Origin of the sequence: Bradyrhizobium sp. CCBAU 51753, assembly GCF_015291565.1 — a bacterium.
In the GTDB taxonomy this organism is placed as follows: Bacteria; Pseudomonadota; Alphaproteobacteria; order Rhizobiales; family Xanthobacteraceae; genus Bradyrhizobium; species Bradyrhizobium ivorense.
Genome location: NZ_CP030037.1, coordinates 3255751 through 3280552 on the forward strand (window position 1 = coordinate 3255751; position 24802 = coordinate 3280552).

Sequence of the window (24802 nt, forward strand, 5' to 3'; positions counted from 1 at the left end):
CGCGCCGACCTCTCCCTATGGGAGAGGTGAGGACAGTCAGTCTTCAGAATAGCGCTGTTCGGTCCAGGGATCACCGCGATTGTGATAGCCGCGGACCTCCCAGAACCCCGGCGCATCGTCGGCCAAAAATTCGATGCGCTGCAGCCATTTGGCGCTCTTCCAGAAATACAGATGCGGCACCACCAGGCGCACCGGGCCGCCATGCTCGTGCTCCAGCGGCTTGCCCGACCAGCTACGGGCGAGCAGCGCGTCCTCGGCGGCGAAATCCTCGAGCGGCAGGTTCGTCGTATAGCCGTCATAGCAATGCAGCACGACGAAGCGCGCTTCCTCGCGCGGCCGGCAGGCGGCGAGCAGGTCGCGGGTGGCAAGCCCTTCCCACTGATTGTCGTAGCGCGACCAGGTCGTGACGCAGTGGATGTCGGAGACGAACTGCGTCTGCGGCTGCGCCTGGAATTGCGCAAAGGTCCAGTAGATCGTCTGCTCGACCGCCCCAAAGACGTCGAGCCGCCAGTGCTCCTGCGTGACGTTGGGCAGCATCCCGAGGTCGAGCACCGGCCAGTCGCGGGTCAGATGCTGGCCCGGCGGCAGGCGCTGCTCTTCCGGCCGGGTGATCTTGCCGGTGAGGAATTTGGCTTCGCGCGCCCAGCGCTGCTTGCTGCGCGTCAGCTTGCTCTCGGGCGGCTCGTTGTCGTCGGTCATCGGCGTGCTCCGCTACTCGTGGCGCTGCATCGCGGAGTCATGCTTGGTGTCGCGCATGGTCGAATAGATGATGAGCGACAGGAAAATCATGCCGCTGAGATAGTAGTAGAACCAGTCCTCGTGCCCGACGCTCTTGAAATACAGCGCGACCGCGGGCGCGGTGCCGCCGAAGATCGACACCGTGATCGCATAGGGCAGGCCGACGCCGAGCGCGCGGACGTTGGTCGGGAACAGCTCGGCCTTCACGATCGCGTTGATCGAGGTGTAGCCGGCGACGAAGATCCAGGCGCCGCAGATCAAGAGGAAGGCGATGAAGGGCGATTTGGTCTCCTTCAGCGTGGTCAGGATCGGGACGGTCGAGATCGTGCCGACGAGACCGAAGAAGATCAGCAGCGGCTTGCGGCCGATGCGGTCGGACAGCCCGCCATAGATCGGCTGCAGGATGGTCGCGAAGATCAGCGAGCCGAAGATCACGAAGGTGGTCTGATCCTCGGTCAGGCCGACCGACAGCTTCACGAAGGTCTGCATGTAGGTGGTGAAGGTGTAGAACGCCGCGGTGCCGCCGGCGGTGAGGCCGACCACCAGCAGCAATTCGCGCGGATAGTTCAACAGGCCGACGATCGAGCCGGTCGGCTTGGAGACTTTCTTGGCTTCGACGAAGGCTTCGGTCTCATGCAGACTACGCCGCATCACCGCCGCGACGACCGCGAGCAGGGCGCCGATCACGAACGGAATTCGCCAGCCCCAGGCCTTCAGCTCCTCGGGCGTCAAGAACACCTTCTGCAGCAGCAGCAGCACGATGATCGCGGTGAGCTGACCACCGATCAGCGTGACGTATTGGAAGCTCGAGTAGAAGCCGCGATGATTGGGATCGGCGACCTCGCTGAGATAGGTGGCGCTGGCGCCATATTCGCCCCCTAAGCTGAGGCCCTCGATGATGCGTGCCAGTGCCAGGATCGCCGGCGCGGCAATGCCGATGCTGGCATAGGTCGGCGTCACCGCGATGATCAGCGAGCCGAAGCACATGCAGACCACCGACAGCGTCAACGACAAACGGCGGCCGTAGCGGTCGGCGATGAAGCCGAACAGCCAGCCGCCGAGCGGGCGCATCAGGAAGGTCGCGGCGAACAGCACCGCCGCGTTGAGCTGCTGCACGACAGGATCGCTGTGCGGGAAGAACGCCGGGGCGAAATACAGCGCGAACGCCGTATAGGCGTAGAAGTCGTACCACTCGACGAGATTGCCGACCGAGCCGATGAAGATCGCCTTCACCCGCCGCTCGACGTCCTGGATGTCGAGATGATCGCTCGCGGGCTGAGCGGTTTGATCGGTCATGCGGTGCCTCCCGGACTCGTCGGTTCGATTCCGGGCAAGCTACCCCATCGGGTAGGCGATGTAACTGCTCGAGCTGCCGCCTCAGGCGGGCTTGCCGAACAGGATTGGCAGTTGACGCGGGCCGCGCACCGTGCCTTCGGACCACGTCACCTTGCCGGCCGGGTCGAGGCGGAAATCCGGGATCCGCTTCAGCCACTCCTCGATCGCAACCGTCATCTCCATCCGCGCCAAATTGGAACCGACGCAGCGGTGGATCCCGAGGCCGAAGGCGGCGTGGCGGTTCTCCTTGCGGTCGATCACCACCTTGTCGGCGTCGGGGAACATCGCAGGGTCGCGGTTCGCCGCCGGGAACGACAGCAGCACCATGTTGCCCGATTTCACCGGGCAGCCGGAGACCGTGGTCTCCTTCATCACCTCGCGCGCCATCGTCACCGGCGAATAGGCCCGCAAAAATTCCTCGATCGCGGTCGGCATCAGCGCGGGCTCGGCGACCAGCCGCTCGCGATCGGCGGGCGTCCTCGCGAGGTGCCAGAGCGAGGAGCCGATCGCGCTCCAGGTGGTGTCGATGCCGGCGATCAAGAGCAGCCGCAGCGAGCCGAGCACGTGCTCGTCGGAGAGTGGTTGGCCGCCCGGGCCCTTTGCCCGCAGCAGCTGCGAGATCAGATCGTCACCCGGCTCGAGCTTGCGCTGCTCGAGATGGGCCATGAAGTAGCCGGTCATCTCGCGCACGCCGTTCATCAGCTCGTTGTCGTCCTTGATGCCGAGCTCGAGGATCTGGTGGATCCACTTGATGAAGAGGTCGCCGTCCTTCTCGGGGATGCCCAGCATGTGCGCGATGGCGCGCACTGGGATGTGCTTGGTGTAGCGCGCCGCGGCGTCGCAGCCGCCATCGGCGATGAACTCGTCGATCAGCTCATTGCAGATCGCGCGCACCCGCGGCTCCAGCCGCTTCATCGCATCCGGTGTGAACGGCGGCAGCAGCACCTGCTTGGCCGGCTTGTGCTCGGGCGGATCGGAGGTGATCGGCGGCGCCCGGGCGGTGATGTCGGGGCGGACGTCGCGCACGATGACCCGGCGCGAGGAGAAATGCTCGGTGTCGTAGGCGATCTCCTTCACCGCCTGATAGGTGGTCGGCATGTAACAGCCGAGGAAACGCTCGGTGTGCACCACCGGCGAGGCGGAACGCAGCGTCTCCCAGATCGGAAACGGATCCTCGGTCCAGACCGGATCGGTGTGGTCGAAATCATTGACCCAGTCGGTGACCGGGGGATGTTCGGGCAGGTAGCTTGCGGACGGGGAATCGGACATCGGCTCGTTTCCTTCTCGTTCGATCAAACGCGGGGGCCGGCGGCGCGGCCGCCGCCGCTCGGTGCTATTCCTCGGTGACTTCGATCGCGATTTCCGGGCAGTTGGTCTGCGCCAGCCACGCCTTGTCCTCGAGCCCGGCCGGCACCGTGCCGTCGCCGACCTCATGGGCGTTGCCGTACTCGTCGAGTTCGAACAGCTCCGGGGCGAGTGATTTGCAGCGGGCGTGACCCTGGCATTTGTCCTGGTCGACGCGGATTTTCAGCTTGGACATGCAAGCGCTCTCCCTCAGGCTCTCGCGCGCAAAACGGGGCGCGCCGGTTCCTCATTTCCCAAAGCTTATTGCAAGTTCTGGCTTGCTTGGGCGAATTGCAGGGCAGCTCCGCCAAGTTATATCATATTACATTATCGCTTCGCTTATCCGTCAAGCAAAAATTCAATCGCCTCGAAGGCGTCCGGAATTGGATGGACATTCAAACAAATTCGGGTGATGGAGTCATCAGGCTGCGCGTGCCTGTGCCTGACAAGGAGAATGCTGCTTGCAAAAGGAGGAGAAGCGGCCGCGGGGGCGTCCGGTGGGATCGTCCGATCAGGGGCTGAAACGGCAGGAGTTCGTGGTCGCGGTGATGAAGGCGATTGCCGAACACGGCTACAAGGATGTCACCGTTGCGACGATCTGCGAGGCCGCCGGCTTTTCGCGTGGCCTGATTGGCCATTACTTCCCGGGCAAGGATGCGTTGCTGCTGCACGCCGTCGGCGAGGTGGCGAAGGATTTCGAGCAGGCCACGCGGTCTGCCGCCGAAGCGGCGGGCCCGGACCCGCTGGATCGTTTGCATGCCGTGGTGACCGCGAGCTTCAGTGCGCCGGTGTTCACGCCTGAACGCGTGCTGGTCTGGGTCGCGCTGGCCAGCACGTCGCACTGGTCTCCCGAGCTCGCCGAGATCTACCAGCAACTCTACCGGCCGTACCGCCGTGGACTGGCGCACCTGATGCGGCGCGCCGCCGACGCGCGCGGTGTGCGGATCAACGCCGACCGCCTGGCGATGACGCTGACGCAACTCACCGAAGGGATGTGGGCCGGCTGGGCTGCCGATCCAAAGACGGTGTCGTCAGCGGAAGGCGAGGCGGCCTGCCATGACCTGCTGAATGCGTTCTTTCGCAAGCCGGGCAAATCATAGGGGCGCGGCGTGCATCGCCCGATGCCAAGCTGACGGCTGTCCCTACCTGCGCTTCTTCATCGCGCGCAGATCGATCGTTCCGACGATCGTCCGCGGATCCAGTCCGGGCTCGAAGATCTGTGCCTTGTTGATCTTCTGCGTTGCTGTCACCGGCATACGGTCCATGAACAGCATCCAGCCCGGCGCCTTGTAGTAGGCCAGCTGCGTGTTGCAGTAATCGACGATGTCGTGGGCAAGCACACGATCTGCCGTGCGGCCGGAGGCAGGAACCACGCAGGCAAAGATTTCTTCGTCTGCCTTCTCGTCAGGTACGGCGAGGATCGCGATCTGCGCGACGCCGGGATGCCTGCACAGCACGGTTTCCACCTCGGTGGCGGCGATGTTCTCGCCGGAGCGCCGGATCATGTTCTTGCGGCGGTCGACAAAATAGATGATGCCGCCTTCGTCCTGGCGGACGACGTCGCCCGAATGCCACCAGCCGCCGCGCCAGCCGCCTTCCGTCGCCGCTTCGTCGTCGAGGTACCCGGCGAAAAAGCCCTTGCGCGGATCGTCGCCCGCCAGTCGAACCACGAGCTCGCCCTCGGCTCCTGCGGCAACGTCGCGGCCATCTTCGTCGATCACCTTGGCCTGCAGCGGCGCAACGGCGCGTCCGATCGCGCGGACGCCGATCGGCCGCGGCTCGTGATCGTTTGCGGTCCAGCGGCCGACCTCGGTCATGCCCCAGACCTCGAGATGGGGGATGCCGAAGCGCTGTTCGAATTCGCGGTGAATGGCGGGCTCCATGCCGGCACCGAAGCCGAACCGGACTTTGTGCGCGCGCTCGTCGGCGGATCGTTCCAGCGCGACCAATGCCTGCGGCACGGCCCCGATGTAGTGAACGATGGTGGCGCGGCTGCTCGACACCTCGTTCCACCAGCGCTTCGCCGAAAAATACTCGGGTCGGATCACGCAGCCCTGCGACAGCAGCATCGGCATCAGCGCGACGACGCCGGCGTGGACATGGAAGACCGGCATCGGATTGAACAAGCGATCGGTGCCCGGCTCGATCGAAAAGCCGCCGCCGCTGTTTGCCAGCGTGAAGAACCATTCGCCGGCGGAGAGCCAGTAGTCGTTGGTGACCAGGCAGCCCTTGGGGCGGCCGGTGGTGCCGGATGTGTAGAACACGCCGGCCTCGGTGGTCCGATCCAGCGATCCCGATGCCGCCGGTCGTGACGGCGAGGGCAAACGTTCCGGTAATTCTTCCGCGGTGACGACGGCGAATTGGTCCGCCAGTTCGCGCGCGACCGCCGTCAATCGCTCGACGTGGTGGCGAAGGGTGACCGCGAGAACCACGCCGCTGTGCTGCATCTGGTAGAGCAACTCGGCGTGCCGATGGTCGGGATTGACCGGCACCACGCTCGCGCCGACGGCGTTGAGCGCGAGCAGGTGCACGAAATAGTCCGGCCGGTTCTCGACCAGCAGGGCGACGCGGTGCCCGAGCCCGTATCCCGCCTGCCTGTAGCGTTCGGCAAGCGGCGCAACGAGTTGCATGACCTCGTCGTAGGTCCATTCCAGTCCGTCGGATGCGTAGGACGTGCCGGCGGGAACGCAGATAAAGGCATTGCGCGGCGCCGCTGCCACGCTCGCGCGAAATGCTTCGAAGATCGTCTCGGCCACCTGTCGTCCTTCTTCCGCTTCCTTGCTCGCAGGTCCGGTGCTCGAGCCAGGCCGGATTCCAACGAGCCGCCGTCTTGGTCTTTCGATGGAACGCATCGACGTGCGGGTTCCCTCCGTGCGGGCAGGCACGTTGGCCTCCGCTTTATTCTGGCGTCGAGACCGATCCTAAGGCGGCCCTGAAAGAAGGCAACAATATTTTTGTTGAACGTCCGACAAATTATGCCATCATGGCAATGGAAGGCCAATAATCAAACAATGGCGGGGAGGTGCGGATGCTTTGGAGATGGACGGGCGCGGTGGTCATGGCGCTACTCGTCGCGGGGCCGGCGGCCGTGCTGGCGGGCGAAGACACCCCGATCAAGATCGGCGTCCTCGGCGACCAGTCGTCGGTCTATTCCGCGGCCGGCGGACGCGGCAGTGTCGAGGCGGCAAAGCTCGCCGCGGAGGATGCCGGGCTCGTGCTCGGCAAGCCGGTCGAGATCGTCTCCGCGGATTTCCAGCTTAAGGTCGATGTCGGCGTCGCGATCGCCAGGAAGTGGTACGACGAGGAGAATGTCGACGCGATCATTGACGTGCCGTTCTCCGGTCTTGCACTGGCGATTGCCGAGATGACCAAGACCAGGAAGAAGCTGGCGCTGTTCAACGCGGCGGCGAGCTCGGAGTTGACCGGCGCGAAATGCTCACCTTATGTCGCGCAGTGGACCTACGACACCTATTCGCTGGGGCACGGGCCGACCAGCGGGCTGGTCAGCCGCGGTGAAAACTCCTGGTTCTTCCTGACCAACGACACCGTGTTCGGCGCGAGCCTCGAAGGCGACGCAAAGGCCGCGGTCAAGGCCGGCGGCGGCACGGTGATCGGCTCGGTGCGCACGCCGACCGGCGCCACGGATTTCTCGTCGTTCCTGCTGCAGGCGCAGTCCTCCAAGGCGAAGGTGATCGGCGTCGTCGAAGCCGGCGCCGATCTCGCAACCGTGCTCAAGCAGGGCGAGGAGTTCGGCCTGAAGGCGCAGGGCCAGCGTTTTGCGGCGCTGATGGCCACGATCGACGCCATCCATGGCGTCGGCCTCAAGGACTCCCAGGGCATCATCGTCGCCGAAGCGTTCTATTGGGACCAGAACGACGAGACGCGCGCATTTGCAAAACGGTTTTACGAGCGGATGAAGGCGATGCCGACGCAGGTGCAGGCCGGCGCCTACAGCGTCGTCAACCACTATCTGAAGGCGGTCAAGGCGGTCGGCTCGAAGGATCCCGACAAGGTGATGGCCAAGATGCGGGAGCTGCCGATCAACGACTTCATGTCGCACAACGCCAAGCTCCGCGCCGATGGCCGCGTGCTGCGCGACCTCTATCTGTTCGAGGTCAAGTCGCCGAAGGAATCCAAGGCCGCGTGGGACTATTACAAGCAGATCGCCGTGATCCCTGCCGACAAGGCGGTGCGGCCGCTCGACCAGGGCGGTTGCCCGCTCGCCAGTCAATGATTGCGGACCAAGTGCATGACCGCGACGCGCGATAGCGCCGAACTCGATCTCTTCCGTGCGAATGTTCGCCGCTTCCTGACGGATCAGGTCGCGCCGAATGCGGATGCATGGCGTACGAGAGGATACATCGACCGCGATCTGTGGCGGAAGGCAGGCGCGCTCGGTCTGCTCTGCGCCAGTGCGCCGGAAGAGTTTGGCGGCGGTGGTGGCAATTTCTGGCACGAGGCCGTCATCATCGAGGAGCTGGCGCGGATCGCGTTTCCCGATTTCAGCATCCCGCTGCAGAACGTGATCCTTGCGCCGTATTTCGCACAATATGGCACCGAGGCGCAGAAGCGCCGCTGGCTGCCGCGGATGGCGTGCGGCGATCTGGTTGCCGCGCTCGCCATGAGCGAGCCGGGCGCGGGATCCGACGTCAGGGCGATCAGGACCCACGCGCGCCGCGACGGCAACGACTACATCGTCAACGGCCAGAAGACCTTCATCACCCACGGCCATACCGCCGATCTGATCTGCCTCGCGGTCAAGACCGATACGACCGAGGGGAACGGCGTTCGCGGCTTCAGCCTCTTGGTCGTCGAAACCGAGAAGACCGCCGGGTTCCGGCGCGGCCGCCGACTCGACAAGGTCGGCCTCAAGGCCCAGGACACCGCGGAGTTGTTCTTCGACGATGCGCGCGTGCCGGCCGACAATCTGCTCGGCGCTGTCGAGGGCCGCGGCTTCTATCAGCTGATGGAGCAACTCGCCAAGGAGCGCATCAATATCGCCATGCAGGCGCTCGCTCTGAGCGAAGCCGCGCTCGATGAAACCGTCGCCTACGTCAAGCAGCGCGAGGTGTTCGGCAAACGGCTGATCGAATTCCAGAACACGCGGATGGTGCTGGCCGAGGCCAAGACTGCCCTGTCGGTCACCCGCACATTCGTCGAGAGCTGCATCGAGCGGCTGATCGCCGGAACGCTCGATGCGGAGACCGCCGCGATGGCGAAATGGTGGGCGACCGAGAAGCAGTGCGAGATCATCGACAACTGCATGCAGCTGCACGGCGGCTACGGCTACATGCTCGACTATCCGATCGCGCGGATGTGGAGCGACGGCCGCATCCAGAAGATCTGGGGCGGCTCCAATGAGGTCATGAAGGAGCTGATTGCACGCGCGTTGTGATGATCAACGAGGCGATGCAGGCAATGGCAGTGGACGAAGAAACGACAGCGCGAGTCCAGGCTCTGACGTCGCGCATCAATTGAAGACTGGAACGCACATGCAGAATCGTATCACCGAGATGTTCGGGATCGAGGTCCCGATCTTCGGCTTCACGCACAAGCCGGAAGTCGCGATCGAGGTGACCAATGCCGGCGGCATGGGCGCGCTGGCGGCAAGCTATTATCAGCCGGACGAGCTCGAGCGCATCCTGACCGACATGGATGCGAAGACGGGAGGGCGTCCGTACTGCATCGACGTGCTGTTTGCCAACAAGGTCGGTCAGGTGGTTCCGATGTCGGAGCGCCTCAAGGCGCTGCCGAAGCAGCATATCGACTTCGTCGAGAAGCTGCTGGATGACGCCGGAATTCCGCCGCTGCCGCCGGAGGTCGAAGCGGAGATGCTGCGCGAGAAGCCGCCGGGCCATGGTCACACCGAAGAGGGCGTGCTCGAGGTGCTGGAGATCGTGGTTCGCCATCCGCAGGCGAAGTTCGTGCTGAGCGCGATGGGGGCGCCGCCGGCCTATGTCGTCGATCGGCTGCACAGCCGCGGCATCAAGGTCGGCGCGATGGCCGGGAGCGCCGAGCATGCGCTCAAGCATGTGCAGGCGGGCGTCGATCTGATCGTGGCGCAGGGCAGCGAGGCGGGCGGACACACCGGCACGATCTCCTCAATGGTGCTCTGGCCCGACGTGGTCGACGCGGTCGCGCCGATCCCGGTGCTTGCCGCAGGCGGCGTCGGCAGCGGGCGGCACGTCGCCGCCGCCTTCGCGCTCGGCGCCGAGGGCGTCTGGTGCGGCACCATCTGGCTGGGCTCGTCGCAGAGCGAGCTGTCGCCCGACATGCGCAAGCGGTTTTTGGCGGCGCGGTCACAAGACGCGATTCAGCGCAAGTACGACACCGGCAAGCCGTTGCGTGGCCTGCGCAGCAAGTGGACCGATGCCTGGGACGCGCCCGGCGCGCCGCAGCCGTTGCCGCTCGCCGCCCAGAAGCTGCTGGTTGCCCCCGCGCTGAAGCGGCTCGAGCTCGCCAATGCGGTCGACTACATGGGCTACATGTCCGGGCAGATTGTCGGCCGGATCAAGCAGGAGCAGCCTGTCCGCGACATCATGGCCGGCATGAAATGCGAATGTCTCGCGGTCCTGAAGGCGCTCGGCGAGAAGGCCTAGGACAGCATCGGCTGCTGGCTATCTAATTGCTCCGCCACGGAAACCGGCGTCCTTCTGGGACCAGGGCGGACCCCGTTAACCCATCCACCTCGGCGATGCCGGGAATGGGTAGCGTCATTTCGCGTTTCCTGCTTAATTGCTGTTAAGGAAGGCTAAGTGCCTGAATACGCAGGCATGATGATCGCCATCCGTGACTGCCGGACTCCCTTAACCAGTGCCGCAATGGGACAAATCGTTCGCAAGCCGTTCAAGACCTACCACCATGGCGATCTTCGCGAGGCCCTGATCCAGGCCGCGCTGCAGGAGGTCGAGCTCGGCGGACCGGAAGCGATCAGCATCAAGGCGCTGGCCAAGCAGCTCGGCGTGTCGCAGCCGGCGCCTTATCGGCACTTTGCCGACCGCGACGCGCTGCTGCAGGCGGTGACGGCGGAAGCGTTCCGGCAGTTCAACGTGATGATGCGCGAGGTGATCGAGGCACCGGGCAAGGGGTCGAAATTGTCGCGCTTTGCCCAGGCGTCGCTTGCGTTCGGGCTGCAGCGCCACGGCATCTACCGTCTGATGTTTGCTTCGCGCACCATGGCCTGCGCGCCTGAGGGCAGCGAGCTGCACACCGCGGCGATGGAAACGCTGGCGCTGCTGATCGAGTCGTTCGAGGCCCCGGCCGTCGGGCTGTTGCGCGAGCGGCAGGCCCTGAAGATCTGGGCCGGCCTGCACGGCATCGTGATGCTGGCCGAGCAGGGGCTGCTCACCGGTGAGGTCGCCCAGATCAGCATCGAGGAACTGGCCGACGAGATCGTCGAGCAGACCAAGCAGGCGCTCACCATCGCGCTGAAGGCGGCCGAGGAGCAGGCGTAGGCCCGCTTATCTCGGCGGACGCGGATCGATCGGGGTGGTGCCGCGCACGCCCAGAATATCCTCCAGCACTTTCGCGCCGGCCAAGAGCTGCGCCTCGGCGCGCGGCTTTGCCACCATCTGCAAGCCGACCGGCAGGCCCGATGCCGTGAAGCCGCAGGGCAGGGACAGCGCGGGACAGCAGGCCAGCGTGATCGCATAGACGATGCCGAGCCACTCGACGTAATTGTCGAACTTCTTGCCGTCGCATTCGGCGACATAGCGGTTCTCGACCGGGAACGGCGGCACGATGGTCGCAGGCGCCAGCAGCAGGTCGTAGCTGTCGAAGAATTCGAGCGTGCGCGCGGCCAGCGCCACGCGCTGCGCCTCGGCGCGCTCGAGCTGCTCGACCGTGAGCTTCAGGCCCTCCTCGATATTCCAGATCACTTCCGGCTTGAGCAGGTCGCGCTTGGTGCGCAGCAGCTGGGCCTTGCTGATCGCGAAGTCGAAGGCGCGCAGCACGTGGAAGCATTCATGGGCCTCGCGCAAGTCGGGATGGGCTTCCTCGACGATGGCACCTAGCTCGGCAAAACGCTCCGCCGCCTTGCGGGTGACGGCCTTGACCTCGGGATCAACTGGCGTGATGCCGAGATCGGGCGAATAGGCGATGCGCTTCGGCTTGTTGCCGGAGCGCGCGGCAGACAAGAACGACGCCGCGGGCGAGGGCAGCGACAGCGGATCGCCGGGATGTTCGCCGCTCATGGCGTCGAGCAGCAGCGCGAGATCCTCGACGTTGCGCGCCATCGGGCCCTGGACGCCGAGATTGCGGTCGACCGCGGCGGCGACGGTATGCGCGACGCGGCCGATGCTCGGCCGGAGGCCAACGATGCCGCAGAAGCTCGCCGGATTGCGCAGGCTGCCGCCCATGTCGGAGCCGTGCGCGAGCCACGCGGTGCCGCTGGCCAGTGCTGCCGCGGCGCCGCCGGAGGAGCCAGCGGCTGAGCGCGACGTATCCCAGGGATTGCGGGTAAAGCCGAACACCTCGTTGAAGGTGTTGGCGCCGGCGCCGAACTCCGGCGTGTTCGACTTGGCGTAGATCACCGCGCCATTGTCTTCGAGACGTTCGACCAGGATGTCGGATTTCGCCGGGACGGTGTCCTTGAAGATCGGCGAGCCCTGCGTGGTCAGCACGCCCGCGACATTGGTGAGGTCCTTGATCGGGACCGGCAGGCCCGCAAGCAGCCCGCGCTCGGCGGCCGGCTTCTGCATCAGCTTTTTCGCGTGGGCACGGGCGCGGTCGAAGCAGAGCGTCGGCAGCGCATTGACTTGGCCGTCGACCGCGGCGATGCGCGCCTCCAGCACGTCGAGCAGCTCGAGCGGGGTGACGTCGCCGGCCTTCAGTTTATCCACGACGGCGCATGCCGTTTCCTTCACCAAGCCCTGGTCAGCCATGCGCCGTTGCTCCTGTGTTTTCTGTTTGAGTTTGCTGTAGAACATTTTCGGCGGTCGTGGCAATGCGACGCAAACGAGGGAGAGGCGAATGGCAGCATTGTTTTCCGCGCTCGACTGGCGCGGAATGAGCCAAGAGGCGCGTGATCTCGGCCTCAACAACAGTGCCGCGGTGGCCGGCAGCGCCGAGCTCGTCGCCGGCTGGGAGCAGCGCTCGGCCGCGCTGCGCCGCCAGCATCCCGAGCATCTCGACCTCAGATACGGCCCGCGCGAGCGCAACCGGATCGATTTCCTCAAAGCACGCGACGGTGCGCCGACGCTGCTGTTCATCCACGGCGGCTATTGGCAGAGCCGCGCCAAGGAGGTGTTTTCGATCTTCGCCGAGGGGCCGATGGCGCACGGCATCAACGTCGCGCTGATCGGCTACACGCTGGCGCCGGACGCGACGCTCGATGCGATCGTCGCGGAAATTCATGCCGGGATCGATTTCCTGGCCGGCCGCTTGCCCGGCCTTGGCGCCGCGGCCGGCGGCATCGTGGTGTCGGGCTGGTCCGCGGGCGGACATTTGACGGCGATGGCGCTGTCGCATCAGCATGTCCGGGCGGGCATGGCGATCTCGGGTATCTACGATCTCGAGGTGATCAGGCACTCCTATCTCAACGAGAAGCTCAAGCTCGATGAAGCGACGTCGCGGCGCAACTCGCCGATGATGCAGGAGGGCGGCCCGGCAAAACCGCTGTCGCTGGTGGTCGGCAGTGCCGAACTGCCGCTGCTGCGCAAGCAGACCGCGGATTTCGCCGGCCATCGCGCCCGCTACGGCCTGCCGGTGACCTATGAGGAGATCGCCGGCGCCGACCATTTCTCGATTCTGAACCAGATGCTGGCGCCGCAGGGCCGGATCACGACGCTGATCCGGCAGTTGTTCGAGCGGACGGGCAGCTGAGTCGGCAACGACGCCGACAGATCGTAGCCCGGATGCAGCGAAGCGTAATCCGGGATTCTTGCGCGCGGAGAGGCCGGTCCCGGATTTCGCTTCGCTGCATCCGGGCTACAAAGGCACGATACTGGATGAGCCGTCATTGCGAGCGAAAGCGAAGCAATCCATCGGTCCGGCATATGGGGAAAGATAGATTGCTTCGCTTTGCTCGCAATGACGGGGAGAGAGCGGGGGCCTAACCCCACCCCGAGGTCAGTCCGCCGTCCACCGAGTAGATCACGCCCGACGTATAGCCGGCGCGGTCCGAGGCCAGGAACGCCATCAGGTCGCCGATCTCGCGCGCATGCGCGGGGCGGCCGAGCGGCATGCCCTTCTGGAATTCCTTGTAGCGGTTCTCGTCGCCGAACTGATGTTTTGCGCGGGTCTTGAGCAGCGTGACGTGGCGGTCGGTGCCGACCGGGCCCGGATTGATGCCGACGACGCGGATGTTGTCGGCGAGGCTCTTGCCGCCGAGCGCGCGGGTAAAGGCCATCAGCGCGGCGTTGCCGGCGCTGCCGCAGATGTAGTTGGCATCGAACCGCTCGCCGGCCGCGCCGATGTCGTTGACGATGACGCCGCCGCCGCGCGCCTTCATCTGGGCGTAGACCGCGCGTGTCAGGTTGATGTAGCCGAACACCTTGAGCTCCCAGGCGTGCCGCCAGGTCGCCTCGTCGATCTTGTCGATCGAGCCGCCCGGAATGTCGCCGGCATTGTTGACGAGGATGTCGATGTCGGCGGCCTCTTTTGCCAATCGCGCCAGATCTTCGGACTTGCGCAGGTCGACGACGCTGATCGCCGCATCAATCTGATGCGCCGAGCGCAGCCGTTCCGCCAGTGCCTTGAGCTGCTCGCCGTTGCGGGCGGCCAGCAACAGATGGGCGCCTTCCTCGGCAAAGGCTTCGGCGGCTGCGGCGCCAATGCCCTTGGAGGCGCCGGTGATCAGGACTCGTTTGCCGCGCAGATGCAGATCCATGGGATGTCTCGCTTGGTATGAGGAACGGGGTGTCGGCGAATTTGGTGGGGCAGGGTCGCGCTGCGGTCAACACTGCACTGCAGCGTTGCGCTGGCGCGCGGTTTGGTCCATTGCAGGGCGATCAGGATAGGCGGCATCGCCGGCCGGGCAAATCACAAAGGTGTTCTCGATGGTTAGCGCAAAGAAGCAGTATCGGATTGCGGTCATTCCCGGTGACGGCATCGGCAAGGAAGTGATGCCGGAGGGGCTGCGCGTCGTCGAGGCGGCGGCGAAGAAGCACGGCGTCACGGTGCAGTTCGATCATTTCGACTTCGCCTCCTACGACTATTACGAGAAGCACGGCGAGATGATGCCGGAGGACTGGAAGGCGCAGATCGGCAAGCACGACGCGATCTATTTCGGCGCGGTCGGCTGGCCGGCGAAGATCCCCGACCATATCTCGCTGTGGGGCTCGCTGATCAAATTCCGCCGCGAGTTCGACCAGTATGTCAACCTTCGCCCGGTGCGGCTGATGCCCGGCGTGCCGTCGCCGCTGGCGGGCCGCAAGCCCGGCGACATCGATTTCTGGGTGGTGCGCGAGAACACCGAGGGCGAGTATTCCTCGGTCGGCGGCCGCATGTTCCCGGATACCGACCGCGAATTCGTGACGCAGCAGACGGTGATGACCCGCACCGGCGTCGACCGCATCCTGAAATTCGCCTTCGACCTCGCGCAATCGCGACCAAAGAAGCATCTGACCTCGGCGACCAAGTCGAACGGCATCTCCATCACCATGCCCTATTGGGACGAGCGCGTGGAGGCGATGGCCAAGAAGTATCCGGGCGTGAAGTGGGACAAGTACCACATCGACATTCTGACCGCGAACTTCGTGCTGCATCCGGACTGGTTCGACGTCGTGGTGGGCTCCAATTTGTTCGGCGACATCCTGTCCGACCTCGGCCCGGCCTGCACCGGCACGATCGGGATCGCGCCGTCGGGCAACATCAATCCGGAAGGCAATTTCCCGAGCGTGTTCGAGCCGGTGCACGGCTCGGCGCCCGATATCGCAGGGCAGGGCATCGCCAACCCGATCGGCATGATCTGGTCCGGCGCGATGATGCTGGAGCATCTCGGCGAGAAGCAGGCCGCCGACGCCATCGTCGGCGCCATCGAGCGCACGCTCGGCGAACGCACGCTGCGCACCCGCGACCTCGGCGGCAACGCCGACACCACGGCGTGCGGCAAGGCCGTCGCGGACATGGTGGATTGATTTCTGTCACCCTCTCCCCCTGTGGGAGAGGGTGGCTTCGATGCGGAAGCATCGAAGCCGGGTGAGGGGTTCTCTCCGCGGATACAGACCCCTCATCCGTCGCGGATTTCGCATAGCCGATGCGCAGCATCGGCGTCCTTCAAGCACGGCGGCCGCAGGCCGCCTATGGCCACCTTCTCCCACAAGGAGAGAAGGGAAGAAGCCTCACGGCTGCTTCACCGCGATAAACGATGCGACATAGCCCGCGGGCGAGGACCCGTGCGGCTTGGCGCGAATGACCGATCCGACCAGTGCGGGCACCTGATCGATGCCGTTGGGCCATTGATGGGCGAGGCAAGCGTTGTAGTCGTACTCCCAACCCTCGGTGCCGATGTCCGACCGGCCCGTGCCGACAATCTGGACCGAGAGCGGCGTCGTTGCGCTGGCGGGTTGGATCGTGCCCTTGAGATCCAGGCCGTCGTGGCCCCAGCGGATCGTGCCGGTCAGCGATGTCCCTGATATCTCGAAGGTGAACTCGGCCTCGGCGAAGATCAGGCCGAGCGCCTTGTCGGCATCGTCGCCGACCGGGGCGGGATCATTGTGAAAGCTGCGATAGGTCCATTTGCCGCCGATATCGGTCATCACGATCTCCCTTGCTCGCGGCCGTTCGAGTTCACCAGCTGAACGGGCATTGCCGCGCCTCCTCCAACGTGCTGGTCACCGGCGGATCCGGATAATATTGCATCACGCGCTGCACATCCTGCGCGGTCTCGGCGCTGCTCAACAGCTCGACCAGTTTCAGCGCCTCGTCGATGCCGGACGAGATGCCGCCGCCGGTCAGGCGATTGCGGTCGAGCACGAAGCGCGGCGTGCCCGGCGCGACGCGAATGTTCGGAAACCGCCGCAGGCACGGAATGAACGCCCAGTGCGTCGTGACCTCATAGCCGTCGAGCAGCCCGGCCTGCGCCAGCAGCAGCGCGCCCTCGCAGACCGAGCAGACATATTTCGCGTTCGTGGCCTGCGCCTTGAAGAATTCGAGATAGTCGCGGCCGCTGCCGGTCATGATCTCCTTCAGCGCGCCGGGGTTGGCGCCGGGCACCCAGAGCACGTCGAGCTGCGGCGTGTCGGCAAAGCCAAACGGCGCGATCATGGTCAGGCCGTCGCGCGTCGTGATCGGGCCGGGCTGCCGCGCGATCAGGCGGACCTCCACTTTCGGATCCATCCAGGTCAGCACTTCGCGCGGGCCGGCGACATCGAGCAGGTCGACATCGTCGTAAACGGGAATGCCAATGATCATCGCAAGCTCCCTCTGATCGATCTGAAGACGACCGGCGCCGCCGCCTGGCCCGGTACGACGCGGAGTGTCCAGCGTGGCGTCCGCGGCGGCGCCAGCCGCTCGATCTGCAGCGCGACGGACAGCACGAACATCAGGGAAAGATGCAATTGCGGCGCGGTCAGCGGCAGCAGCATCGCCGGCGCGCAGGTCGCCGCACAGAGCAGGCCCTGGAGCAGGCCATACCGGATGCAGTCGCGGTCGGCCTCGGGCCCGAATGCGGCGAGGTTCGGTACGCGATGGCAGCGGTTGAGCGCGCTCTGACGCAGCGGCGCGGCCTGCCACACCGCGGCGATCACGACGGCGATCAGCCACGCAGGCACCCCCACGGCGCCGGCCATCACCGCGATGGCGTTCGGCGCCGCCAACAAAATCGGACCGACGGCGATCCAGACCAGCAGATAGGCAACCGTGAACAGACCGGCCGAACGGTTGCGCCGGCGCGCGAGGCTGCGCAGCCGCAATTGCGCGATCGGCTGCGCCAGCAGCGGCGCGGTCATCGCCACGATCATGAGCAGCCAGAGCAGCGCAGCGAGCACCGCGGTGGCGCCGACGCCGTAGACGGTCGAGAATGCGGCGCCGGATGTCACCAGCGTCGGCGACGGCGAGCAGAGCGGCACTGACCACAGCCCTTCGCCCGCCGCGAGCAGCACCCAGCCGCACAGGCTGACCAGCAGCAGCCGCGGCGATGCCTCTCGCACCATCGCAGGCAGCACCCCGCGCGATGTCACGACGTCACCGGCTCTGGCGGTAGATTCTCACCCGGCCGACGTCGATCTGGCTGTTGGCGGAGATCGCCGTCTGCGGCACGAATTTGACGTCGACGGACTGCGCGTTGAGCTGGCCCTTGAGATGCATGGCATCGACGATGTCGGTGATCTCCAGCGTCTGCGTCAGGCCGTCGCCGGCGTGAGCACCGCCGGCCTTGCTGGCTGCGCGCGCGCCGAACAGCGACAGCACGCCTGCAAGGTGTTCGGGATGCTGCGCCGGGGTGGCATCCTTCGGCAGGTTGACATAGACATCGAACACGCCGGCGTCGGTGGTGCTGGTGACGTTTTCCAGCACCAGATAGACGCGATCCGGCGCTTTCGGCGCATGGGCCGGGGCCAGCGAACGGACCCTGAGGCTGGCGGACAGATTGCTGGTTGCCGGGCCATCGAGCTGGACGCTGGCATCGGTGGCGGTGCCGGCAAGCCGGATTGCGCTGCGGCTCTGCCCGACCAGTTCCGTGGTTTTCTGCGAAGCCATGGCCATTGCTCCAGCGAGTGTGTTGGCATCGGCCGGCGCGATACCCAGCCTGCCGAGGCGCGCCGCGAGCACGACCTGCTGACCGGGCACCGAAATGTCCTGATACTCATAATTGAGCGCGGGCGCCTTGGTGTTCAAGACGTCTTTTGCCGTGGTCGTGAACGTCGTGCCGTTCGGCCGCGGCATCACGAACTCGCCCGCCGGCTCGTTTAGCCAGTCGGTATCGGTCGGATTCTTGTAGGCATCCGCCGGGTCGGAAGCATGCCGGCGGACCGTCAGCCAGGATTCCCAGAGCCGATCGATGTTGGAATGATGCAGCCAGAAGATCGGATCGATGCCGGCGGTTTCGAACATCGCCATCAGTCCGTTGTTCTTGGTGATGTCCGGGTCGGTGCCTTCCTTGGTGCCGCCCACCAGGACGTGGACCGGGCCGTGCGGCTGCTGTTCCAGCAGGCCGGCGCCGCGTCCGCCGTGGCTGAACGCGGTGCGGGTGCCGCCAAACGAGGTCGGCAGGTCCTGCGGCTCGTTGAAGAATTCCGGCTCCTGCCAGAGCGGGGAAACCGGAACGTCGGAGGGGCGGATGCTGATCACGCCGTTGCCGCGGCGGCCATAGCGCTCCTTGACCCACAGCGGGTTCTTGCTGCCGTCGTCGAGCAACTCGGGCGCGAAGGCGGCGGGGAATTTCAGCGTGTTGGGCTTGGTCGGATCGTAGTTCCAGTAGGGCAGCGCCCAGTCCGCCGGCCCGCCCTTCTTCACGATGGCATCGAGCAGGATGGCTTCGAACGCGGCGAGATAGGCGCGGTGCCACGACAGGAAATACCACGAGCCGTGCTGGCATTGATTCCAGAAGCCGATGGCGTCCGGGTCGAACGGCAGCGTCACATTGGCATCGAGATAGCCGAGATCGATCCAGAGCTGCCGGTCAATGCCGTGCATCGCCGCAAGCGACCACCAGCTCGTGATGTCGGTGATCGGTTTGGCTTGGGCGTCCTTGATCGCCTCGCCGTACCAGAACAGGGTTTTGTCGTTTGCCGGCAATTGCCAGACGTCTTTGCGCACGCGAGCCATGGCAGGCCTCCCGGAATGAGCGCATCTATCGGAATATTATTATCAAACTTCAGGTAAACTAATATGACACTGTACAATCAATGATAGTACAGACGCGCGTGCGCGTAAATGGCTTTGGCGCGCGCTGTTGCCGCACCAAAGCTGGAACCGTTCTGACCTGAACGAGAGAGCGGAAATTATCCCTTCACGATCCGCCGGCAGTGTTCCCACGCGGCGTGAATCAAATTCTCGCTCGCTTCGGGCGTGCGGAAGGCGGAATGTGCCGAGAGCGTCACATTGGGGATCTTGGTCAGCGGGTGATCCTGCGGCAGCGGCTCGGTGTTGAAGACGTCGAGGCCGGCATGGCGGATGTGGCCGGACTTCAGCGCGTCGATCATCGCCTGCTCGTCGACGATGGCGGCGCGCGCGGTGTTGACCAGGATCACGCCCTGCTTCATCTGCGCGATTTTTTCGCGGGTGATCATGCCGCGGGTCTCGTCATTGAGCAGCAGATGGATCGAGACCACGTCGCTCTTTGCGAGCACGGTATCGAGATCGACGAAGTCGACGCCGGGATGGTTCTTCGGCGAGCGATTCCAGGCGATCACCTTCATGCCGCTGCCGAGCGCGATGCGCGCGACCTCCGCGGCGATGCCGCCGAAGCCGACCAGGCCGAGCGTCTTGCTGGTGAGCTGCATGCCGTCCTCGCGCAGCCAGTTGCCGGCGCGCATCTCGCGGTCCATCATTGCGATCACCCGCGCCGACGACCACATCAGCGCGATGGCAGACTCGGCAACGGCGGTGTCGCCATAGCCCTTGATCAAATGCACGGCGATGCCGAGCCCGGCGAGTTCTTCGGGATTCATGTAGCTGCGCGCGCCGGTGCCGAGAAACACGACGTGCTTCAACCCGGCGCACTTCTTCGCAATGTCGGTCGGCAGTGCGGTGTGGTCGACCACCGCGATCTCGGCGCCGTCGAGCACCGCCGGATAGTCCTCGGGCTTGATGTCGGGATTGCGGTTGATCCGCATCTTGGGATCGCCGGGTTTTTCCAGACGCTCCATGATGACCGCGAGCGACTCATTGGCGTCGACGAAAACTCCGCGCATGCGAATCTCCACTGAAGGGGAATAAACAGTCAGGACGCGACGCCGGCGAGCGCCAGCACCGTGTGCATCAGGACGTTGGCGCCCGCGGCGCAGTCGGCCTGCGTGGCATCCTCCAGCTCGTTGTGACTGATGCCGTCCTTGCAGGGCACGAACACCATCGCCGCCGGCATCAGGGTGTTGAGGTTGCAGGCGTCATGGCCGGCGCCGGAGGTGATGCGACGGTGCGAATAGCCGAGCTGCGTTGCCGCGTTCTCCACCGCATCGACCAGTCTTGGATCGAAATGGGTCGGCGCCTTGCGCCAGACCAGGTCGAGCTTGACGTCGACCTTGCGCCGCACCGCGATCTCGGCGCAGGCCGCGCGCAGGTCGCGGTCCAGCGCATCCATGATCGCCGCATCGGCGCTGCGGCAGTCCACCGTGAAGGCGATCTCGCCGGGAATGACGTTGCGCGAGGGCGCCGCAATCACCGCCTCGCCGATGGTGCCGACCGCCTTCGGGCCGTGCTTCCTGGCGATGCTCTCCATCGCCAGCACGATTTCGGACAGCGTCGCCAGCGCGTCGCGGCGCAGCGGCATCGGGGTCGAACCCGCATGGCTCTCGAAGCCTGTGATCTTGCCGTCATACCACAACACGCCCTGGCCGGAATCGACCACGCCGATGGTCTTGTTCTCGGCCTCCAGGATCGGTCCCTGCTCGATATGCAACTCGACGAAGCTGGTGAACTTCTGGCGGCCGACCGGCGCATCGCCGCGATAGCCGATCAAGTCCAGCGCCTGCGCCACCGTAACGCCCTCGGCGTCCTTGCGCGACAAAATGTCGTCGGTGGTGAAGTCGCCGACATAGGCGGCGGAGGCCATCATCGCCGGGGCGAAGCGCGAGCCTTCCTCATTGGTCCAGTTGCAGATGCAGATCGGCAGCTCGGTCTCGATTCCGGCATCGTTGAGCGTGCGCACCATTTCCAGCGCGGCCAGCGTGCCGAGGATGCCGTCATACTTGCCGCCGGTCGGCTGGGTGTCGAGATGCGAGCCGACGCCGATCGGCGGCTTCGACATATCCCGTCCCTTCCGCAAGCCGAACATCGAGCCCAGCGCGTCGACATGCACTTCGAGACCGGCCGCCTCGCAGGCCTTGCGGAACCAGTCGCGGACCTGCTTGTCCTCGGCGCTCAGCGTCAGCCGCCGCACGCCGCCCTTCGGCGTCGCACCAAACTGCGCGGTTTCGTGGATGGTGCCCCAGAGGCGGGCGGAATCGATCTGCAGGTTGGTTGCGGCTCGGCTCATACTCGTTCCATTTGCATTCCGTCATTCCGGGATGGTCCGAAGGACCAGACCCGGAATCTCGAGATTCCGGGTTCGGCTCTTCGAGCCGCCCCGGAATGACGGTTGGTTGATTGTCCGGCTCTCGTTCAATGGCGCGCCGCATCCATCCCGTCAACCGCCACGCTCGCTTGCGCGATCTGCCGGGCGAGATCGGCGACGCGTTCGATTGCGACCGCATCGGGCGAGGCGAGCCAGCTTGCCGTGAAGGTGAGGGGCGGCAGCTTGAGGTCGGTGTCGAGCAGCAGCAGCCGTCCGTCGGCCAGCTCGTTCTCGACGATCGCCGACGGGATCACCGCGATGCCGAGGCCTTCATTGGCCATGTGGATCACGGTCGCGAGCGACGTCGAGGCATGCAGCCGGATCGGCGGCAGATCGGGCTGATTGAACAGCGCGCGCACCGTCTCATAGGGCTGGGTCTTGCGCGGGAAGGTGATGATCGGAAACCGCGCCAGATCCTGCCGCGCCACCGGACCGTCGCCGAGGCCGAGCGCCGGGCTCGCCAGGAAACCGATCGGGTAATCGCACAGCACGTGGTTATGCGCGCCGGAGGCCGACACCGGTCCGAGCACGAAGGCGAGCTCGATCTCCTGCGCGAGCAGCCGCGCGGTGAGGTTCGGCGTGATGTCGACCTCGATCTCCAGCGACAGGTTCGGGTAGACCTCGTTGACGCTCTTGACGAGGCGCGGCAGCCAGGTGTGGACGATGGTCTCGGCGACGCCGAGCCGGAGCGCGCCGCGCATCGCCGAGCGGTCGCCGACCTCCGCCATCATCTCCGAGCGCAGCCCGATCAGCTTTTCGGCGTAGATCATCATCAGCCGTCCGCTCGGGGTCGGCGAGGCGACGCGATGGTCGCGGTTCAATAGCTTGACGCCCATCTCGCGCTCGAGCTGGGCGATGCGCTGCGAGATCGCCGGCTGGGTGGTGTTGAGCCGCGCCGCGGCGCCGCGGAAGCTGCCGAGCTTGACGACCCAGAGGAAGGTTTCGATCGAGCGAAAGTCCGTCATTGGAAGCATATTCCCGATCGATAAATCCTATTTATCGATTTTGATTAGAAAGGACGATTAGACATTATATCACGCTTGGTGTTGGTTTGTCCTTGTCGAGATTATGGGCAGGAGGCACCCATGACTGTTTTTGCGGCAGTGCAGCAAGGGGATCCGGTGCTTGCGAGCGCGGAAGCGCGCCGCGCCTTCCGCTCCGGCATGGCCTCGACCACGGCCGGCGTCGCCAACGGTTTCGTCCAGGGCAACCTCGCGATCCTGCCGGAAAAGCTCGCCGGCGCCTTCCACCGGTTCTGCCAGCTCAATCCCAAACCGTGCCCGATCATCGGCATGTCCGATGTCGGCGACCCGCGCATCCCTTCGCTCGGCCTCGACCTCGACATCCGCACCGACGTGCCGCGCTACCGGGTCTGGCGCGACGGCGAGGTGGCGGACGAGCCGACCGACATCATGAACTACTGGCGCGACGATCTCGTCACCTTCGTGCTCGGCTGCTCGTACTCGTTCGAGGAGGCGCTGCTAGAGGACGGGCTGCCGATCCGTCACATCGAACGCAATCTGCGTGTGCCAATGTACCGCACCAACATTGCATGCAGCCCGTCGGGCCCGTTCGCCGGACCCATGGTGGTGTCGATGCGGCCGTTCAAGCCGGCGGATGCGATCCGCGCGGTGCAGATCACCTCGCGCTTTCCCTCGGTGCACGGCGCGCCGGTGCATCTCGGTCATCCGCATCTGATCGGCATCGAGGATATCGCTAAGCCCGATTACGGCGATCCGGTTCCTGTCGCCGACGACGAGATCCCGGTATTCTGGGCCTGCGGGGTGACACCGCAATCGGTGATCGCAAGTGCAAAACTGCCGTTCGCAATCACGCATTCGCCGGGCCTGATGCTCGTCACCGATCTCAAGAACAAGGCGCTCGCTGTGCTCTGAGTAGGCAATTCGTGCAATTCATTCGGGCTTTACTGCGCGCTACAAGCGTTTCATCGATAAAAACGAACTGACCAAGGGGAATTTCGCATGACGATCTCTCGCCGCAACGTGTTGCTGGGTGCCACGGCCGCCGCCGCGCTCGGTCCGATGGCCGCACGCGCGCAGACCAGTGAAGTGGCCATCGGCGTGATCTATCCGCTGTCCGGTGCCAGCGCCCAGATCGGCGTCGACGCGCAGCGCGCGTTCGAGACCGCGGCCGACATCATCAACAAGAACTATGATTTCGCGTTGCCGCTCGCCAAGGGCGAGGGCCTCTCCGGCCTCGGCGGCGCCAAGGTCAAGCTGGTGTTCGCCGACCACCAGGCCGATCCGCAGAAGGGCCGCGCCGAAGCCGAGCGCCTGATCACCCAGGACAAGGTCTGCGCCGTGATCGGCACCTATCAGAGCGCGGTCGCCGTCACCGTCAGCCAGATCTGCGAACGCTACGGCGTGCCGTTCCTCTCCGCCGACAACTCCTCGCCGAGCCTGCATCGCCGCGGCCTGAAATACTATTTCCGCGCCTCGCCGCATGACGAGATGTTCTCGACCGCGATGTTCGACTTCTTCGACGCGATGAAGAAGAAAGGCCAGAAGATCGAGACGCTGGCGCTGTTCCACGAGGACACCATCTTCGGCACCGATTCGGCCAACGCGCAGACCAAGCTCGCCGGCGAGCGCGGTTACAAGATCGTCGCCGACATCAAGTACCGCGCCAACTCGCCGTCGCTGACCGCCGAAGTGCAGCAGCTCAAGGCGGCGAATGCCGACGTGCTGATGCCGTCGAGCTACACCACCGACGCGATCCTCTTGGTCAAGACCATGGCCGAGCTCGGCTACAAGCCGAAGAACATCATGGCGCAGGACGCCGGCTTCTCCGAGAAGGCGACCTATGACGCGGTCGGCGACAAGCTCGAGGGCGTGATCTCGCGCGGCAGCTTCTCGCTCGACCTCGCCTCCAAGCGGCCGATGGTCGGACTCATCAACGAGATGTTCCGCGCCAAGTCCGGCAAGGACTTCAACGACTACTCGTCGCGCCAGTTCATGGGCCTGATCGTGATGGCGGACGCCATCAACCGCGCCAAGTCGACCGACGGCGAGAAGATCCGCGAGGCCCTGGTCGCGACCGACATGCCGGGCGATCAGACCATCATGCCCTGGAAGCGCGTCAAGTTCGACGAGATGGGGCAGAACAATTTTGCCGATCCGGTGCTGCTGCAATACGCCGCGAAGAATTTCGTGACGATCTTCCCGGAACAGGCCGCCGTCTCCGAGGCGATCTGGCCGATGAACAAGTAATCGG

The 24802-nt window shown here is 65.1% G+C and carries 23 protein-coding genes; 9 read left to right on the plus strand and 14 right to left on the minus strand.

The window, feature by feature from the left end:
- Positions 1-36: 36 nt before the first annotated feature.
- The 4 genes from XH93_RS14480 to XH93_RS14495 form a co-directional block, all read right to left on the minus strand.
- A complete protein-coding gene (locus tag XH93_RS14480) occupies positions 37-699 on the minus strand; it encodes a sulfite oxidase-like oxidoreductase (RefSeq protein ID WP_194474037.1) in 663 nt (220 codons plus the stop codon).
- A 12-nt stretch (positions 700-711) separates the two neighbouring features.
- Positions 712-2034, minus strand: a complete 1323-nt coding sequence (locus tag XH93_RS14485) for an MFS transporter (protein WP_194474038.1) — start codon at positions 2032-2034, stop codon at positions 712-714.
- An 81-nt stretch (positions 2035-2115) separates the two neighbouring features.
- Positions 2116-3342: a cytochrome P450 gene (locus XH93_RS14490; RefSeq protein ID WP_194474039.1), complete on the minus strand. Its 1227-nt coding sequence runs from the start codon at positions 3340-3342 to the stop codon at positions 2116-2118.
- Positions 3343-3406: 64 nt separating this feature from the next.
- Positions 3407-3613, minus strand: a complete 207-nt coding sequence (locus XH93_RS14495; protein WP_038387982.1) for a ferredoxin — start codon at positions 3611-3613, stop codon at positions 3407-3409.
- Positions 3614-3878: 265 nt separating this feature from the next.
- Between XH93_RS14495 and XH93_RS14500 the strand changes: the two genes are divergently transcribed.
- Complete coding sequence (locus XH93_RS14500) at positions 3879-4517, plus strand: TetR family transcriptional regulator C-terminal domain-containing protein (protein WP_194474040.1); 639 nt, start codon at positions 3879-3881, stop codon at positions 4515-4517.
- Between the two features lie 42 nt (positions 4518-4559).
- Here XH93_RS14500 and XH93_RS14505 read toward each other — a convergent pair whose 3' ends face one another.
- Positions 4560-6173 carry an AMP-binding protein gene (locus XH93_RS14505; RefSeq protein WP_194474041.1) on the minus strand — a complete coding sequence of 538 codons (1614 nt, stop codon included), beginning with the start codon at positions 6171-6173 and terminating at the stop codon, positions 4560-4562.
- A gap of 272 nt (positions 6174-6445) precedes the next feature.
- Between XH93_RS14505 and XH93_RS14510 the strand changes: the two genes are divergently transcribed.
- The 4 genes from XH93_RS14510 (at position 6446) to XH93_RS14525 (ending at position 10871) form a co-directional block, all read left to right on the plus strand.
- A complete protein-coding gene (locus tag XH93_RS14510; RefSeq protein WP_194474042.1) occupies positions 6446-7651 on the plus strand; it encodes an ABC transporter substrate-binding protein in 1206 nt (401 codons plus the stop codon).
- Between the two features lie 15 nt (positions 7652-7666).
- Entirely contained in the window at positions 7667-8812 is a 1146-nt protein-coding gene (locus XH93_RS14515; protein WP_194474043.1) for an acyl-CoA dehydrogenase family protein, read from the plus strand.
- A gap of 97 nt (positions 8813-8909) precedes the next feature.
- Positions 8910-10016 carry a nitronate monooxygenase family protein gene (locus XH93_RS14520; protein WP_210340484.1) on the plus strand — a complete coding sequence of 369 codons (1107 nt, stop codon included), beginning with the start codon at positions 8910-8912 and terminating at the stop codon, positions 10014-10016.
- Positions 10017-10238: 222 nt separating this feature from the next.
- The gene (locus XH93_RS14525; protein ID WP_194474044.1) at positions 10239-10871 is read left to right on the plus strand and encodes a TetR/AcrR family transcriptional regulator; all 633 of its coding nucleotides are present in this window, start codon (positions 10239-10241) and stop codon (positions 10869-10871) included.
- Positions 10872-10877: 6 nt separating this feature from the next.
- Here XH93_RS14525 and XH93_RS14530 read toward each other — a convergent pair whose 3' ends face one another.
- Positions 10878-12299 carry an amidase gene (locus XH93_RS14530; protein ID WP_194474045.1) on the minus strand — a complete coding sequence of 474 codons (1422 nt, stop codon included), beginning with the start codon at positions 12297-12299 and terminating at the stop codon, positions 10878-10880.
- Between the two features lie 88 nt (positions 12300-12387).
- Here XH93_RS14530 and XH93_RS14535 point away from each other — a divergent pair, with 88 nt between their 5' ends.
- Entirely contained in the window at positions 12388-13239 is an 852-nt protein-coding gene (locus XH93_RS14535) for an alpha/beta hydrolase (RefSeq protein ID WP_194474046.1), read from the plus strand.
- Positions 13240-13468: 229 nt separating this feature from the next.
- Here the strand turns inward: XH93_RS14535 and XH93_RS14540 are convergent, their stop codons facing one another.
- Positions 13469-14245 (minus strand): SDR family oxidoreductase, encoded by a 777-nt coding sequence (locus tag XH93_RS14540; protein WP_194474047.1) that lies wholly within the window; start codon positions 14243-14245, stop codon positions 13469-13471.
- 169 nt (positions 14246-14414) lie between these two features.
- Between XH93_RS14540 and XH93_RS14545 the strand changes: the two genes are divergently transcribed.
- Positions 14415-15494: a tartrate dehydrogenase gene (locus XH93_RS14545; RefSeq protein WP_139860873.1), complete on the plus strand. Its 1080-nt coding sequence runs from the start codon at positions 14415-14417 to the stop codon at positions 15492-15494.
- 204 nt (positions 15495-15698) lie between these two features.
- Here the strand turns inward: XH93_RS14545 and XH93_RS14550 are convergent, their stop codons facing one another.
- The 7 genes from XH93_RS14550 to XH93_RS14580 all read right to left on the minus strand — a co-directional run bounded on the left by XH93_RS14550 (position 15699) and on the right by XH93_RS14580 (position 22533).
- Positions 15699-16115, minus strand: coding sequence for a hypothetical protein (locus XH93_RS14550; protein ID WP_194474048.1), 417 nt, complete (start codon positions 16113-16115; stop codon positions 15699-15701).
- A gap of 31 nt (positions 16116-16146) precedes the next feature.
- Positions 16147-16770, minus strand: a complete 624-nt coding sequence (locus XH93_RS14555) for a DJ-1/PfpI family protein (protein ID WP_194474049.1) — start codon at positions 16768-16770, stop codon at positions 16147-16149.
- Complete coding sequence (locus tag XH93_RS14560) at positions 16767-17537, minus strand: DUF2182 domain-containing protein (RefSeq protein ID WP_194474050.1); 771 nt, start codon at positions 17535-17537, stop codon at positions 16767-16769. The genes XH93_RS14555 and XH93_RS14560 overlap by 4 nt, the downstream gene beginning before the upstream one ends.
- A gap of 4 nt (positions 17538-17541) precedes the next feature.
- Positions 17542-19122 carry a tyrosinase family protein gene (locus XH93_RS14565; RefSeq protein ID WP_194474051.1) on the minus strand — a complete coding sequence of 527 codons (1581 nt, stop codon included), beginning with the start codon at positions 19120-19122 and terminating at the stop codon, positions 17542-17544.
- 176 nt (positions 19123-19298) lie between these two features.
- Positions 19299-20210: an NAD(P)-dependent oxidoreductase gene (locus XH93_RS14570; RefSeq protein WP_194474052.1), complete on the minus strand. Its 912-nt coding sequence runs from the start codon at positions 20208-20210 to the stop codon at positions 19299-19301.
- Between the two features lie 29 nt (positions 20211-20239).
- Positions 20240-21490, minus strand: coding sequence for a Zn-dependent hydrolase (locus XH93_RS14575; protein ID WP_194474053.1), 1251 nt, complete (start codon positions 21488-21490; stop codon positions 20240-20242).
- Positions 21491-21615: 125 nt separating this feature from the next.
- A complete protein-coding gene (locus XH93_RS14580; protein WP_194474054.1) occupies positions 21616-22533 on the minus strand; it encodes a LysR family transcriptional regulator in 918 nt (305 codons plus the stop codon).
- Between the two features lie 120 nt (positions 22534-22653).
- Between XH93_RS14580 and XH93_RS14585 the strand changes: the two genes are divergently transcribed.
- Both XH93_RS14585 and XH93_RS14590 read left to right on the plus strand, forming a co-directional pair.
- Positions 22654-23463 (plus strand): putative hydro-lyase, encoded by an 810-nt coding sequence (locus tag XH93_RS14585; RefSeq protein ID WP_194474055.1) that lies wholly within the window; start codon positions 22654-22656, stop codon positions 23461-23463.
- Between the two features lie 87 nt (positions 23464-23550).
- On the plus strand, positions 23551-24798 hold the full coding sequence (locus tag XH93_RS14590; RefSeq protein WP_139482035.1) for an ABC transporter substrate-binding protein: 1248 nt from the start codon (positions 23551-23553) through the stop codon (positions 24796-24798).
- Positions 24799-24802: the final 4 nt, after the last annotated feature.

What these genes read in the sequence shown, in the direction of transcription:
- XH93_RS14520 (WP_210340484.1), top strand. Translation starts at nt 8,910, where the DNA reads ATGCAGAATCGTATCACCGAGATGTTCGGGATCGAGGTCCCGATCTTC.
- XH93_RS14530 (WP_194474045.1), bottom strand. Translation starts at nt 12,299, where the DNA reads ATGGCTGACCAGGGCTTGGTGAAGGAAACGGCATGCGCCGTCGTGGAT.
- XH93_RS14580 (WP_194474054.1), bottom strand. Translation starts at nt 22,533, where the DNA reads ATGACGGACTTTCGCTCGATCGAAACCTTCCTCTGGGTCGTCAAGCTC.
- XH93_RS14555 (WP_194474049.1), bottom strand. Translation starts at nt 16,770, where the DNA reads ATGATCATTGGCATTCCCGTTTACGACGATGTCGACCTGCTCGATGTC.
- XH93_RS14545 (WP_139860873.1), top strand. Translation starts at nt 14,415, where the DNA reads ATGGTTAGCGCAAAGAAGCAGTATCGGATTGCGGTCATTCCCGGTGAC.
- XH93_RS14515 (WP_194474043.1), top strand. Translation starts at nt 7,667, where the DNA reads ATGACCGCGACGCGCGATAGCGCCGAACTCGATCTCTTCCGTGCGAAT.
- XH93_RS14525 (WP_194474044.1), top strand. Translation starts at nt 10,239, where the DNA reads ATGGGACAAATCGTTCGCAAGCCGTTCAAGACCTACCACCATGGCGAT.
- XH93_RS14585 (WP_194474055.1), top strand. Translation starts at nt 22,654, where the DNA reads ATGACTGTTTTTGCGGCAGTGCAGCAAGGGGATCCGGTGCTTGCGAGC.
- XH93_RS14535 (WP_194474046.1), top strand. Translation starts at nt 12,388, where the DNA reads ATGGCAGCATTGTTTTCCGCGCTCGACTGGCGCGGAATGAGCCAAGAG.
- XH93_RS14485 (WP_194474038.1), bottom strand. Translation starts at nt 2,034, where the DNA reads ATGACCGATCAAACCGCTCAGCCCGCGAGCGATCATCTCGACATCCAG.
- XH93_RS14590 (WP_139482035.1), top strand. Translation starts at nt 23,551, where the DNA reads ATGACGATCTCTCGCCGCAACGTGTTGCTGGGTGCCACGGCCGCCGCC.
- XH93_RS14490 (WP_194474039.1), bottom strand. Translation starts at nt 3,342, where the DNA reads ATGTCCGATTCCCCGTCCGCAAGCTACCTGCCCGAACATCCCCCGGTC.
- XH93_RS14575 (WP_194474053.1), bottom strand. Translation starts at nt 21,490, where the DNA reads ATGAGCCGAGCCGCAACCAACCTGCAGATCGATTCCGCCCGCCTCTGG.
- XH93_RS14540 (WP_194474047.1), bottom strand. Translation starts at nt 14,245, where the DNA reads ATGGATCTGCATCTGCGCGGCAAACGAGTCCTGATCACCGGCGCCTCC.
- XH93_RS14495 (WP_038387982.1), bottom strand. Translation starts at nt 3,613, where the DNA reads ATGTCCAAGCTGAAAATCCGCGTCGACCAGGACAAATGCCAGGGTCAC.
- XH93_RS14570 (WP_194474052.1), bottom strand. Translation starts at nt 20,210, where the DNA reads ATGCGCGGAGTTTTCGTCGACGCCAATGAGTCGCTCGCGGTCATCATG.
- XH93_RS14565 (WP_194474051.1), bottom strand. Translation starts at nt 19,122, where the DNA reads ATGGCTCGCGTGCGCAAAGACGTCTGGCAATTGCCGGCAAACGACAAA.
- XH93_RS14480 (WP_194474037.1), bottom strand. Translation starts at nt 699, where the DNA reads ATGACCGACGACAACGAGCCGCCCGAGAGCAAGCTGACGCGCAGCAAG.
- XH93_RS14550 (WP_194474048.1), bottom strand. Translation starts at nt 16,115, where the DNA reads ATGACCGATATCGGCGGCAAATGGACCTATCGCAGCTTTCACAATGAT.
- XH93_RS14510 (WP_194474042.1), top strand. Translation starts at nt 6,446, where the DNA reads ATGCTTTGGAGATGGACGGGCGCGGTGGTCATGGCGCTACTCGTCGCG.